This is a genomic window from Bacillus sp. S10(2024) (genome assembly GCF_050473865.1).
Classification (GTDB): domain Bacteria; phylum Bacillota; class Bacilli; order Bacillales; family Bacillaceae_G; genus Bacillus_A.
Map to the genome: position 1 here is coordinate 1,297,735 of NZ_JBFLUR010000002.1, position 14,393 is coordinate 1,312,127.

13 protein-coding genes are annotated in these 14,393 nt (G+C 32.3%); 8 read left to right on the forward strand and 5 right to left on the reverse strand.

What is annotated here, in order from left to right:
• Positions 1–174 precede the first annotated feature (174 nt).
• Together AB1280_RS06690 and AB1280_RS06695 are read left to right on the forward strand one after the other, a co-directional pair.
• Entirely contained in the window at positions 175–837 is a 663-nt protein-coding gene (locus AB1280_RS06690) for a GNAT family N-acetyltransferase (protein ID WP_429755305.1), read from the forward strand.
• 112 nt (positions 838–949) lie between these two features.
• Positions 950–1,534 (forward strand): MFS transporter, encoded by a 585-nt coding sequence (locus AB1280_RS06695; protein ID WP_429755306.1) that lies wholly within the window; start codon positions 950–952, stop codon positions 1,532–1,534.
• A 672-nt stretch (positions 1,535–2,206) separates the two neighbouring features.
• Here AB1280_RS06695 and AB1280_RS06700 read toward each other — a convergent pair.
• Complete coding sequence (locus AB1280_RS06700) at positions 2,207–2,548, reverse strand: SdpI family protein (protein ID WP_429755307.1); 342 nt, start codon at positions 2,546–2,548, stop codon at positions 2,207–2,209.
• A gap of 725 nt (positions 2,549–3,273) precedes the next feature.
• Here AB1280_RS06700 and AB1280_RS06705 point away from each other — a divergent pair.
• The 3 genes from AB1280_RS06705 to AB1280_RS06715 are packed head-to-tail and all read left to right on the forward strand — an operon-like array spanning position 3,274 to position 7,675.
• Positions 3,274–4,236 (forward strand): AAA family ATPase, encoded by a 963-nt coding sequence (locus AB1280_RS06705; protein ID WP_429755308.1) that lies wholly within the window; start codon positions 3,274–3,276, stop codon positions 4,234–4,236.
• Entirely contained in the window at positions 4,236–5,450 is a 1,215-nt protein-coding gene (locus AB1280_RS06710) for a DUF58 domain-containing protein (protein ID WP_429757297.1), read from the forward strand. The genes AB1280_RS06705 and AB1280_RS06710 overlap by 1 nt, the downstream gene beginning before the upstream one ends.
• Positions 5,447–7,675 carry a transglutaminase TgpA family protein gene (locus AB1280_RS06715; protein WP_429755310.1) on the forward strand — a complete coding sequence of 743 codons (2,229 nt, stop codon included), beginning with the start codon at positions 5,447–5,449 and terminating at the stop codon, positions 7,673–7,675. The genes AB1280_RS06710 and AB1280_RS06715 overlap by 4 nt, the downstream gene beginning before the upstream one ends.
• A gap of 70 nt (positions 7,676–7,745) precedes the next feature.
• Here the strand turns inward: AB1280_RS06715 and AB1280_RS06720 are convergent, their stop codons facing one another.
• Together AB1280_RS06720 and AB1280_RS06725 are read right to left on the reverse strand one after the other, a co-directional pair.
• Positions 7,746–8,036 (reverse strand): hypothetical protein, encoded by a 291-nt coding sequence (locus AB1280_RS06720; RefSeq protein ID WP_429755311.1) that lies wholly within the window; start codon positions 8,034–8,036, stop codon positions 7,746–7,748.
• Between the two features lie 132 nt (positions 8,037–8,168).
• Complete coding sequence (locus AB1280_RS06725; RefSeq protein ID WP_272187856.1) at positions 8,169–8,726, reverse strand: isochorismatase family protein; 558 nt, start codon at positions 8,724–8,726, stop codon at positions 8,169–8,171.
• A gap of 1,068 nt (positions 8,727–9,794) precedes the next feature.
• Between AB1280_RS06725 and AB1280_RS06730 the strand changes: the two genes are divergently transcribed.
• A complete protein-coding gene (locus AB1280_RS06730; RefSeq protein ID WP_429755312.1) occupies positions 9,795–10,724 on the forward strand; it encodes a GNAT family N-acetyltransferase in 930 nt (309 codons plus the stop codon).
• A gap of 156 nt (positions 10,725–10,880) precedes the next feature.
• On the opposite strand, the gene AB1280_RS06735 is transcribed toward AB1280_RS06730, so the two are convergent.
• A complete protein-coding gene (locus tag AB1280_RS06735; RefSeq protein WP_429755313.1) occupies positions 10,881–12,224 on the reverse strand; it encodes a PLP-dependent aminotransferase family protein in 1,344 nt (447 codons plus the stop codon).
• 129 nt (positions 12,225–12,353) lie between these two features.
• On the opposite strand from AB1280_RS06735, the gene AB1280_RS06740 reads away from it, so the two are divergent.
• On the forward strand, positions 12,354–13,286 hold the full coding sequence (locus tag AB1280_RS06740) for a DMT family transporter (RefSeq protein WP_429755314.1): 933 nt from the start codon (positions 12,354–12,356) through the stop codon (positions 13,284–13,286).
• A gap of 66 nt (positions 13,287–13,352) precedes the next feature.
• On the opposite strand, the gene AB1280_RS06745 is transcribed toward AB1280_RS06740, so the two are convergent.
• On the reverse strand, positions 13,353–13,772 hold the full coding sequence (locus AB1280_RS06745; RefSeq protein WP_429755315.1) for a carboxymuconolactone decarboxylase family protein: 420 nt from the start codon (positions 13,770–13,772) through the stop codon (positions 13,353–13,355).
• Positions 13,773–13,894: 122 nt separating this feature from the next.
• Here AB1280_RS06745 and AB1280_RS06750 point away from each other — a divergent pair, with 122 nt between their 5' ends.
• Positions 13,895–14,335: an Lrp/AsnC family transcriptional regulator gene (locus tag AB1280_RS06750; RefSeq protein WP_272187862.1), complete on the forward strand. Its 441-nt coding sequence runs from the start codon at positions 13,895–13,897 to the stop codon at positions 14,333–14,335.
• Positions 14,336–14,393 lie beyond the last annotated feature (58 nt).

A 14,393-nucleotide genomic window follows, 5' to 3' on the forward strand; every position in this document is an offset into this window, starting at 1 on the left:
TTCGGGGTACAGTTCAATCTGTATAATATACAACTTTTTCAGTCCGTATTTTTGTCTTTTAGAAGGATCACTAGCTTGCTAAACAAAGTGTTTTCTTATAACAGTTAAATCATGTTAAAATCAAGAAACGAAAAATAGTATTAATTAAATTTAAAATTATTTAAGGAGCCACCAATGAATAATAAAAACTTTAAATTAAGTATTTTGGATGAAAATGATATTGAAGGACTAATATCTTTATCAGAACTCGTTGGATGGGATTATGATAGAAATGAAATTAGAACAGTTATGTCTTCTGGCAAAATTTTAGGACATAAAAACGAGATGGGTCAAATTGTATCAAGTGCAGCAATAATTGCTTATGATACCAATTTAGCATCAATAGGAATGGTAATTGTAAACCCTAAATATAGAGGACAAGGTCTTGGAAAAAAAGCTACTAAAGAGTGTATTAATCTTGCAGCAGAAAAGACATCTATAATGCTAATTGCTACAACCGAAGGGAAGCCTTTGTACAAAAAAATGGGTTTTCATGAAGTCGGTTATGTACATAAATTCATCTGTAATAACTATACAGCATCAGATGAATACTTTTCTACTAGATTAAAAGCAGAGGAATTAAGGGAGAATGATTTAAATACAGTTATTGAATTAGATAAAAATGCTTTTGGTGATTCAAGGAGAGAATTCCTTGTAAATAGAATTAGACAGTCACATCAATCTCTTGTCTTAAAAGATGAATTTGGAAGTATCTTAGGCATTCACAGGGTTCATCGTTATTCAATTTGGACATATACCGACATTAATCGGAACAGCAATATTGCTATGGTTTGCTAGTTATTGTTTATATCTCACCGTACATTCGTTCTCAAATGAAGAGCGAATTGAAAAAAACAAATCCAAGTGGGGACACACCAAAGAGGGCTGGATACTTCTATGGAAGAATAAAATGTTACGGATGGTGACATTAATGGATATGATTGAAGGGATTGCAGGTAGCATTTGGGTTGGAGCGATTACACTAGTTTATGTTAAAGAAGCTTTACATCAAAGTGTACAATGGTGGGGTTATATTAACTCAAGTTATTATATTGGTACGATACTAGGCGGAATATTTACCTTATGGCTAGCTAAAAAGATACAAAAACATCTTATTTTAAGTATGGCTATTGGTTCGGCTCTTTTCAGTATCCTTACCCTTCTTTATGGATTAAGCAGCATCCCAATCTTATCCCTAATTCTTTGCTTAGGTATGGGGCCAGCATACCAACTAAGAGATGTCGCTCAACAAACAGCTCTCCAAACAAATGTGGATAGCGCTCTCCTTCCTAAAGTTTATGCATCAAGAAGTATAATCTTGTCCACCATCACGAGTTTTTCCATTTCTCTAGTAGGATTAATTGCGGATGTTATTGGTATTAGGTGGGTGTATATATTGGGAGCTTCTTTAATTGCGTTCTCAGCGATGTTATCCTTTACAATCATTAAAATTCAAAAGAGACAAGAGGAACCAACTACTAATATTCCAATATAAAAGGAGCTACAAAAATTTCATCACCCCATTCTCTTATTAAATTAGTTTTATTTCCTTCATATTTTAAGAATCGACATTTTAGTTTAACAAGTCATATGAAAAATCGATTTCTTAACGTATAGGGAATCGACTTTTTTTGGTTATACATCCCTTAGTGTGCAAAATTCAGAATTATCTTAACTTCGATGTGAGAATTATTGAAATTTCAATGGTTCCCACATCAGTTACATGTATTCAATGTAACTATTGATTTTAATAAAGTATAATTGCCCAAATGTAAATCTAATGCCCAACCTCCAGCAATACATCACCCAATTGGAATTTCAGAAAACGATTCATATATTCTCGAAACAGTTACTGGCATCCAATTATCTATACCGGTTCTCAAATTAATCATTCCTCCTTATTTTTGCTAAAGTTAATAGGGATATATTCTAATAAACTTCCATAATAACGAAAAATAGCACAGTTTTGATCCTCAAAATTTATCCTAGCCCACTCCACGTAATTTCAATAATTCATCCTTCAGCGGTACCCCTTATATAATGTGCAAAATTAACTAAGATACGTATAAAATATACTGACTGTTTATAAAAAAAGTTCGACCAAATGGGATTCTTCAATTATAATCATGATACGATTTTTATAAAAAAATTTGTAATTGATATTATATCATTTCTCCATTACCTTTAATTTCATTTCTACCTTAAGAAACATAATCATTATTAATAGTAGCATAAGAGCTATAAGTGCAATTATTGTATGTGGGTACCTGAATGTTAGGCTAATTATACTTCCTATAAAAATCATCAAAAAACCGTGTTGTCTCATAATTTCAGCACTATATTTATTACCCGCATTCCATAACTCAATATTCTTTATAGATCGACGCGTTCGATAGCCAAATGCTGCATTAATATCTGTAGGCGGATATTTTTTTAATAGCAGTGCCGATAAGATGAATATGATGCCAATCAAAAAACTAATTCCTATATTTACAAACATATATAACATTTAAATCCCCCTTTATTTATTTTTTCAAAATTAATTATTACCTTTACAAACCGTATTGTACCATATTATTACAACTAACCTTTATTTTGTTAATTAATGCGAATATATAGTGGAACCACTATTTGGCATTATTTATGGAAATCCACAATAATCAAATAAGCCAGAGGTGTGGTATTCTCGAGTTTTCCTAAATAAAGATACTAGAAGAAATAAGTGACAGCAACATTAATTTTAGGTATAGTTATAAAATATAATCTGAATATTTATAAAATTACAACTAGGATTTCCTTTGGAAATATAGAAATTATATGTATATCATTTTGTTTCTTACCTTTAAACTTTTGCAATATATGATTAAAGCTTCTCAGCTAAAATATCGCATTTAATTTTCACCTATTTATATCTACTTTGATTTTTCAACATCTAAGTTGCTGTTATATAAAACAAATAGTGACATGCTACTTGTTTGTTCACTTTATTTTAACATTACCTGTGGTAGAAAAGGTCCCTGACCGCTCTAAAGCGCGACCAGTCGCTCTCCTTCTCCCCTAAAAAAGGAAATTTTATGTCAGCTTTCCAATTTGTATTTATATATAATACAAATGCTTATTACCTCTTAGGTTACTATTCTACTGGAATAAACCGAAGAAAAATCATTTCTTTAACTGAAATTCTATTTCACAGTAAATGAACTAGAAAACGATTATAAAATTAGGGGGATTACGATGACACAGCTTGATACACTACATCCAATTGTAGAAAAGATCATTAACAATATTGAAAAATTGATGGTAGGAAAACGAAAAGAAACGATCTTAACTTTGACAGCTCTCTTAGCTGAAGGGCATGTTTTATTAGAAGATGTTCCGGGTGTCGGAAAAACAATGTTAGTCCGTACTCTTTCAAAATCAATTGATGCTAATTACAAAAGAATCCAATTCACACCTGATTTACTGCCGTCAGATGTAACGGGTGTTTCTATTTATAATCCAAAAGAATTGCAATTTGAGTTCAAACCTGGACCAATTATGGGGAATTTTGTGCTTGCTGATGAAATAAATCGTACATCACCGAAGACACAATCTGCCTTACTTGAAAGTATGGAGGAAGGTAGTATCACAGTAGATGGCATTACAAGACCGTTACCAAAACCGTTCTTTGTAATGGCTACGCAAAATCCGGTCGAATACGAAGGAACATATCCATTGCCGGAGGCTCAGCTCGATCGTTTCTTGTTGAAGCTAAAAATGGGCTATCCGACACCAGAAGAAGAATTTGAAATTTTAAACCGTATGGAAAAAACAAATCCGCTTTCCTATTTACAAGCTATTACTACAATAGAAGAATTACTTTATTTACAACAATGCGTACGGGAAGTAAGCATTGACAAATCAATTAAGCATTACATTGTAAAACTTGTTAATCAGACTCGTTCTTATAGTTCTATACAACTTGGTGCAAGTCCACGTGGCTCAATAGCTTTAATGAAAGCTTCACAGGCCTATGCATTCATCCATGGCAGAAATTATGTTATTCCAGACGATGTGAAATTTTTAGCTCCTTACGTTTTAGCGCACAGGCTTATTTTAAAAATGGAAGCGAAATTTGAAGGTATAACGGGAGAAAAAATTATTGCCAAAATCGTTGCACGAACCACCGTGCCGACGCAAAGGACGATGAACTTTTGATGAAACGAGTACTAGGAACAGTTTATCATGTTGCAAAGTTATTACTAATTCCTTTATGCCTTGTTTTAACATTTGTGTATGCTATGCTGCAGGGAGGATTTGTAAGCTGGTTTTTGTTTTATAGTACAATTCCTTTCTGGCTTTATTCATTATTACTACCCTTCTTTGCATTACGGGACGTTGAAGTAAGTCGAATAACAAATCAAAAAGAATACATGGCCGGAGAAGTATTTATAAGCACTATTACAATAAAAAGAAAACTCCCTTTTCCTATCCTTTATTTAGTTGTAGAAGATGAACTACCACCGCATTTTACAAGTTGTACACAAACAAAGGCAAATAAAACAATTCTCTTTCCTGGATTAAAGCGCACTTTTTCGTTTCAATATGCCATTGACACAATTCCTAGAGGAGAGCACACTTTTTCGAGCGTACGAATAAAAACAGGCGATCTATTTGGTATTACTGAAAAAGAAACAACTTTTTCAGTTTCTGATACGTTTTTAGTCTATCCTCGATATGTAGATATAAAGTATCGACAACTAGAAAACCATTTCGAACAAGGAGCACTTTCAGCAAATATTTATTTAGCAAAGGACTCTACTGTATCTGTCGGTGTCAGAGACTATATACCTGGTGATCGATTTTCTTGGATTGATTGGAAAACAACTGCACGAACAAATAATATTATGACAAAAGAGTTTGAAGAGCAGCGCAGCAATAATGTCATGATATTTATGGACAGAACCCCATCTCCTTTATTCGAATTGGTCGTTTCGTTTACCGCTTCGGTTGTGAAGGCTGTCCTAAAACAAAATTCACCAGCCTCATTTGTGTCTGTCGGCAAAGAGCGAACGATTTTCCCTTTAGATAACGGAGATATTCAATTGCAACAAATCTTTTTTCATTTAGCGAAAGTACAAGCAGACAGCATATTCCCGTTCTCTCAATGTGTAGAAATGGAATTAAGAAAAATGTATCAGCCAATCACAATTTTTCTTGTAACAAGCGATCTTTCTCCCGATATTCAAAAAGCGGCGGATTGTGCAGCAACAAAAAATAGAAAATTAATGGTGTTTGTCGTGAAAGAAAAAGCAAACCAACTCTCACATCGAGAACTACGTATATTAGAAACTCTACAAAAACGAAAAATAATTGTAAAAGTAGTTTATGAAAACCAATATACGAACGCGTTTTTTGAGGTGAACAAATGACAACATTACAAGCAAAAAATCAACGGAACATGAGTAGACTCTTTATACATATATACGGATTTCTTCTTTTACTAGAGTGGGTAAGACCGCTTATAGGTATTACAAATGTAGGTAGATTAGATATTTTTGTAATATTTATAGGAATTTGCTTCACTCTCTCTTTTTTTCAAATAAAATGGAAGATTCCATTGAAGATTGTAACAATCTTCATCATCATTAATTCTCTATATTATAAAAAAGCTTTTTTAAATCCATCTTGGCTGACAGAATTCTTTACCGATATTTCTCAAAACACATCCTTGTTTGTTCAAGGTAATTTAATGGATATTTCTCCAGTTTTTCCGACATTGTTATTTTTTCTATCATTTTGGTTTTTATCGTCACTCATCTCTTATTGGATGATTCATAAAAAACGTGGCCTGTTATTTCTATTTGTGACTATCATTTATATCTCGACTTTTCATAACTTACATTTATACAACTCAAATTATGCGGTTATTCGTACAGTTGTCATCGGCTTTTTTATGCTGAGCCTTTTGCAAATTGAACGGATAAAGACAAATGAACAATTACAACATTACAATAGACATCTCACAAAATTACTTAGACCTCTTACGATGTTAATTGTATTATCAACAACTGTTGCATACTTTGCTCCAAAATTTGGTCCTCAATGGACCAATCCGTTGAATTTTTTGAAATTTAACACATCTGAAGGTAGTAAAAAACAAGAAATTTCTAAAATCGGATACGGATTAGATGACTCACAATTAGGTGGGCCATTTCAGCCAGATAATACAGTTGTTTTTACAGCGCAAACGCAAAGCAAACAATACTGGAGAGTGGAGACAAAAGATTTTTATACAGGAAAAGGCTGGGAAGTTTCGGAAAATCCCAAAAAGCTGTCTTTTCAAAAGAAGAACGACGTCGTGAAATGGTATGAACAAAATACAAAAACAGAAGTATCTACAGCATCAATTACAATACAAAAAAGTTACCCTCATATAATTTATCCAGCAGGGTTACTATCAGTTGAGGCTGCTACTGATGTATCATACAGAATTGACTCATTGTCAGAAAAAATTTATACGTTTAACGGAGACTCTCCTACTGCTATAAATTCGTATAAAGTAACTTATGAAACTCCGCAGTTTTCTATAGAAGATTTGAAAGCTGTAAAACCGCATGAGGGTAATGAAACAAGTTCTTACTTCCTAACAAAGTACACACAACTTCCCGAATCATTACCACAGCGAGTAAAGGACTTGGCTGTCAACCTTACCAATGATAAAGATAATCGATATGATAAAGTATTAGCTATCGAAAATTATTTCACAAACAATTTATTTGTATACGAAACAATGAATGTCACAGTGCCTGCTAAAGGTCAAGATTATGTAGATCAATTCCTTTTCGATACAAAAAGTGGCTACTGTAATAATTTTTCGACGTCTATGATTGTATTACTTCGTGCCGCCTCGATTCCCGCTCGTTGGGTAAAAGGTTATACAGAAGGAACTCTTGACAATACATCTACCGACTTAGAAGGTGATAACGTTTATTTAATTGCAAACAATAATGCACACTCTTGGGTCGAAGTATACTTTCCGGGATACGGATGGATTCCGTTCGAACCAACAAAAGGATTTACTAATCCCTATAATTTTATTAATAATACTCCTGTATCTACTTCGCAAAATAGCGAAGAAACTAATTCTAACAACGGACAAATACAACAGCGGAACAATGAGGCAAAGTTGAAAGGTTTAATGGAAGATACAGAAGTAAACTCTATTAAAAAGATAACAGATTCTAAAAAAGGTTTTTCTTGGTGGTACTTTATCCTCTCTACTATTCTAATAAGTATCACAGGGTACATTCTCTTTACTACTAGAATGAAATGGATAACATTTTTTATAACTCATTTCTATAAATACAGAAAAAATGATACCGTATATCCAAAAGCCTACAATGCACTTTTAAAACAATTTGCAAGAATCGGTATTCCCCGTAATGAAAGTCAAACATTACGAGAGTACGCACTCCGTATCGATATGCTTTATAATTCAACTGATATGCAACAACTAACTCTTAGTTATGAAAAGGCCATGTATCAAAAAGAACATGCCACAGCCGAGTGGGAAAAATCTGTACACTTATGGGAAGTACTTATGAAAAAAGCAGTCTCTCAGCCGAAATCAACTGACTTCGATGTAGTGATTTAACTTTGATAAAGTGAGTTGAAAGAAAATGCCTTAAAGACTATGATCTACTTTGTTCTTTGAGGCATTCTTTTTAAATAAATATAGAGGAGAGATAGCTAACTTCTAATCCCTCCGCCAACCTATTCATATCTTCTACATTCACTTTAGATTTAGTAAGCAGCTCTCCATTCACCATCCCTTCAAGGCGCTCCACTAAAATATATCGATCCCAATACATGAAATGAGAGATAATTGCAGCCGTTGACCATTTCCCCTCACAAATAGGACTAAAAAATAACTTTTCATTTACTGTCTCTAAAGAAATAAGAAAAGGGATTAACTGATTTAGTTCTCCAATAATACAATGAGTTGACTTTTTCATAATCTCTTCTCCTTTGTCTTAAACGTGTATAACCTCGTTCTAATTTTAGGACGAGGTTATACACGTTTGACTTTACCATATTTTAAAAAATAGCAATAACGCGCTTTTCAAGTTAAGTGAATAATTAAAGATTTACCGATAATTGTCATGGATTGGTTGGAACAAATCTTCTTTGCTAGTTCGAACAACAGAAAAATTGTCAACATTGTAATGACCATGAAGTATTTCATTATGATGACTGATAATCTTCTCAGCAGGTAGAATGGAAGAATCCGTCGTCGAATGACCATCCCCTACTAAAGTAACATCAAAATGATTCACCGTTGCAGTTCTAACCGCTGTGTCAATACAGTGTTCTGTTTTACATCCCATCATAACAAGATGTTCGATTTCGTTTCCCTTTAAAAAATCCATTAATGGTGTTCCATAAAACGCATTTGTAGCTGCTTTATCAAATATTTTTGCGGAAGTTGGCACATTTATTTTCGTGTGTATTTGAAACCCGGGACCTTTCCCTTCAGTAACATCCTTATCCCTTATAAAGATGATTAAAGCGTGTGATTCTAATGCCTTATTAATAACTAAATTAATGTTATCTAATAAGGCTTCTTTATTAAACACACTTTTCGTTTCATTATTACCATCAACTAATTCTTGTTGAACATCAATGATTAGCAAAGCTTGGTTCAATAGAAAAACCCCTATTCATTATAATTTTTTACACCTGTTCTCCAAACCTATCTTCATTATAAGATTCATAATATCGCCCCCCTCTATCTTTTAACTTATTTCGTGATAGAACTATACAATCCTCTTTTTCAACCTAGCATCATTTAAAAACTATTTTCCTTTTGTTATTCAATTATACGGTCCTTTAATCAAATAATTAATTTTTCCTGAAGATAAACCAAGGCTAAGAAAAAAGTCAATTGAACAAATTGACTTTTTTCCCGACTATGTATTAGAGCAACTGATTCCTTCAAGTTACATTGAACAAGCAACATCTGTCCAAAAAGACCAACGATTTTAATCCTTATTTTGCTACGGCAGACCATCATCAAGGATACGGCTATCAAATCTAGATGAACTCTTACTCTAATTCATATCGTATGGATGGTTTATATGGTCAATATGTTGTAATGCTGCCACATAAAAATGCAGTTATAACATATATTTCAAATGAACCACAAAATATGACAGGTGTTCTTGAACTTACATGGGAGACATTAATCGATAAACTATAATCTTATCGAGGATTATGTGTTGTTATGTTAATACGCATTCTTCTTATTATATGTAACAAAGATATTAGCTTGTTCAACTAAACAAGCTAATAGAAACATATTGTTATGCCATTAAAGGGTGCGATTGTTAAGCAAGAAGTAAAAGGGCGATACATATTATACATGAATAATATGTATCGCCCTTTATTTTTAATGAGTTTCTAGAATTTAGGTCTTGATAAAATTACCTAATTTAGGTTTCTTTTTATCTTACACCGTAAAGTGAATGTTATAATAAACGACCTAAATTAATATAATATTTAAGAATTTCGTGTATTAATTAGAGTACTATGAAGAGAGGATAGTTCGTTTAATATAGAAACGAGTATCCTCTCTTTTTATACATATTAAAAATATAAACAGGTTGTTTGAATGTTTAAACTATACAAGCAGACCAAGAAAAATCTAAATATTTCTTTTTGTGGTAATATAAGGATTGAAAACAACTTATTTTAAGTCTAAAGGAGACGTTTAAATGACAACAATAAGGATTGAGAGAGCATCTATTATAGACGCTGAAACATTAACAGAAATTTCGAAAAGAACCTTTGGTGAAGAAGCAAAAAAATGGCTCCCAGACCAAGAAAGTATAATTGACTATAACATTCAGCCACCAGGTTATGCTTCAATTGAAATGACCAAGTATATGATTAATGAATTAAATTTCTTCAAAATTTTTTACAACGAAACGATGGTGGGGGGAATTATTGTCACGATTTCAGGTCACTCTTTTGGGAGGATAGACCGTATTTTTGTAGACCCTAACTATCAAGGGAAAGGCATAGGATCAAAAGTCATAACTTTGATAGAAAAAGAGTTTTTAAATGTGCGAGCTTGGGATCTTGAAACATCTAGTAAACAGATCAACAACCACTTCTTTTATGAAAAGATGGGATATGAAGCAATCTTTAAAACAGAAGATGAATATTGTTACATAAAGAGAATAGAAACTTCATCAGGAATAGTAAACTTAGTTGAAAATGAGGATATTTCAGATACCCAATATGAAAACTGTAATATGGCTAAGACAGAGTGTTATCAAGTAACTCTAAAAGGCAGTTCGTTTAGCAACAGTAATATGATGAGCAGCCATATTAACAACTGTAATCTTAGTCATTCAAAGTTTCACAATATAAATTTAAAAAACACATTGTTTGCCGATTTGAATTTTTCTAATAGCGAAATGGCTTTAGTGACGTTAGATGGGGTTCGTTTCGTTGATACAAATCTTGAAGATCAGGACAATCCAATCACGTTTAATAGATGCAATCTCAAAGGAAGTAAAATCACTCATAGTAATCTTAGGAACGTAGAAATACAGCAAAGTGATATTACAGGTATGAAGATAAACAATATCCCAGTTGCAGATCTTCTTGAGTTGTATTATCAAGTAAATAAAAAGTAATCAATGTACGCATAAAAAACACTAGCCTTTATTTAATGAACGTTTGTTTTTAATAGTAATTTCTAAAGGAGCTTATCTATTTATCTTGTCTAGGAAGTGAGCTCCTTTATTTTCTAATTGCTTATTATAAACAGTGATCATAAACCTCCCTTTGATTTATATAAGTTTTATTTCATCGATAATCTTATATATTCCCTCTTCAATCCTTTCTATTTTTACATTCGATACATTCAGCTTCAATATTTTTTCTTTTGGAAACAAAGATAAATAATTTTTTTCAATCGAATCTACTATTACTTTAGTTTGTAGTAACTTTCGAATAAGCGATCGAACGATAATCTTCTTATTTAAAATGATGTGTGTATGTACACACGGCAAATTTGCATCATGATATCGAAATAACTGATTGTTTATGCTACTCCATTCTTTCAAAGAATCAGCTAACTTCTTGGATCTTTCATAATAGGAAGCACGAATTTTTTGTTTATGCCGATCAAACATCCCGCTCTTTATGTAAACCTCTAGCGCTGCTTGTGAAATCATCGAGCTATCGATATCTTGTAATTTTTTATATGTTAAGAAACTTTCAGTTAAACAATTAGGTATAACGGCAACACCAACACGGAGTCCAGGAAAAATAATTTTAGAGTAACTTTTCAAATAAATAACATGAGAGCAATCATCATAACTATACATCGGATCTGCTTTAGTATCTCTTTCTAAATCCGCTAAATAATCATCTTCCACAATGAACACATCATACTTTTTCGCTAAGCGGACAATAGCTTCTTTTTCTTTCTTAGAATACGATGTTCCTAATGGATTATGAAATCTCGGCATTGTATAAAAGAATTTAATGTCTTCTGTTCGAAAAATACGTTCTAATTTATTTAAGTCAATCCCTTCAGCTGTTCGTTCTATGCCAATCACCGGAATGCAGTGCGTTTCTAAATATTCGATATATAAATGATAACTTGGTTGTTCAATTAAAATTGTTTTCTTGTTATTTGGAAATGGAATAGAAGTTAACAAAGATAATGCTTGCTGTACACCTGATGTAATAAAGATATTTTCTTCATTTGTAAATACTTGATAGTTTGTTAGTTGTCTTTGAACAACTCGAATTAACGAAGGTAAGCCTTTCGGAGTTCCATATATAAATAAATCATTTTTGTATGTATCAATTGCTTTATTTATGCAATGCTGAAAATCCAAATATGGAAAAACATCTGGATCAGGCGCAGATGTTGCAAAGTCTATGACACTACTATGTCTAACATGATTTTCATTTGTTTTTTTCACAACATAGTATCCGCTCTTCAAAACGGAGTATATCAAATGTCTTTTTTCTAGCTCTTGAAGCGCACGAATTATGGTACTTTTCGTGCATTGAAAACGGATACTTAATGATCGAATAGAAGGTAATTTATCTCCTTCTTTCAATTCACCAGTTTGAATTAACTTTTCTAAATCATTAAAAACAATTAAATATTTATACACGTTTACACCTCCTTCTTTATATTTTTGTACCGGTACAGATCATATTTATTTGTATTGTAGCACCCACAAGAAAGTATTACCATTTACATATACTGGCCAGTAAGAAAATTGATGATACGAGGTGTTATTATGACACAAACAAAAAAAGCTTACGCCGCAGCAATTCTTTATACATCTATAATTGGTTTTTCATTTATGTTTGTAAAACTGACCCTTACAATCACAGGGCCGCTGGATACATTGGCTCATCGATTTACTGTTTCTTTTCTAACCGCATCCCTTCCAGTCATATTCGGTTTGATCAAATTAAATATTACGTTTAAAAATATGCTTTCTATTTTACCTGTAGCCATTCTATATCCAGCATTATTCTTTACTTTTCAAGCATTTGGATTAGTGTATACATCTTCATCTGAAGCAGGAATTATTCAAGCTACCATTCCAATTTTCACAATGGTATGCGCTTCTTACTTTTTAAAAGAACGAACAACAATTTGGCAAAAAATTTCGCTTCTTTTATCCGTATCTGGGGTCATTTTCATTTTCACTATGAAAGGATTAGGCTCCCATACTACTAGTTTTACCGGCGTTATACTGATTCTCTTATCAGCATTATCATCAGCTGGCTATAACGTACTAGCACGAAAGATGACAAAACAATTTCGATTAATTGATGTAACGTATATGATGACTGTAATTGGATTTGTTTGCTTTAATACATTATCTATCGGAAACCATATTGCAGCTGGAACTATACATTTATATTTTCAGCCCTTTACAAGCCCTTTATTTCTAATTTCCATCTTATATTTAGGAATCCTTTCATCACTGTTAACAGCATTCCTATCAAATTACGCTTTATCCATTGTAGAAGCATCGAAAATGAGTGTATTTAGCAATGTGTCTACTTTAATTACAATGTTCGCTGGTGTTATCTTCTTACAAGAAGAGCTCGCGTATTACCATATTATTGGGGCAATCATAATTATACTCGGCGTATTAGGTACAAACTTTTTAGATGAAAAATTTATTTCAGCGAAGAAGAAAAACGTTAGTGCGTAGAAAAAAAGCCTGTTTTGATCTAATCAAAACAGGCTTTCAACGATATTAGATACTCTATTCATTATTTTATAACTGCTCTTGTGCCTCTAATCTAAGCATCGCTCCAAAATATTGCGAAGCAGTCGTAAAAGCAATAAATGCACAAAGTTCACTTATTTCTTCTTCACTAAAACATTCCCTCAAAATATCAAAAATTGCATTTGATATATCTCCTTTTTGCTTTAAAAATACTTCCGCAAATCCTACAGCAATCGAAATTTTTCCATTAAACTTTTCAAGCTCAGGTTTTCCCTTTGCTTTACAATATTCACAACCATTACTTTGTGCTAACGTTCTCCTTACTTGTTCTTTTAATTCAGCAGAGAGTAATCCATCTTTTTCTAGTACATCTCCTAAGCGAGACCACCCTTTCATCACTTCTATGTTATGTCCTAAAAGTCTTTGAAATGGTGATTCTCCGAAATTAGATTCTATAATTCTTGCCATTTAAAGCACCTCCTTGTTATATTAATAATAAAAAATAAACCCATTTAATCCCATTAAAATAATAACGAATTGAAGAAAAATATTTAAAATAATTAACAAAAGAAAGAGGTTTTCTTTAAATAATGAAAATAGATAATATTGATAAAAAAATAATAGATGAATTACATAAAAATAGTCGGTTATCAATGAGTGAAATTGGCAGAAGAGTTAATTTATCTTCACCTTCCGTAACAGAACGTGTAAGACAAATGGAATCGTTTGGAATCATAAAAAGATATACTTTAGAAGTTGCTTATGAGAAATTAGGTTTACCGATCCAATGTATCATAGAAGCAACAGTTAAGAACGGAGACTATAAATCGTTTAAAAATTATATAGAGAACCTTCCAAACGTAGAGTTTTGTTATCGTATAGCAGGAAATGCTTGTTATATGCTAAAAATGCAGTTTGAAGATTTCGCTAAAGCAGAGAAATTCATTGAAGATGTAAATCCATTTGCACATACTGTTACACATTTTATTTTTTCACCGGTTCAAACAAATTTACGAATTAATACGGACTAAACACCCGCCTAAAAATCACTAAAGTTTAATAAATTATCCTAAATCTTTAGTGAAAGAA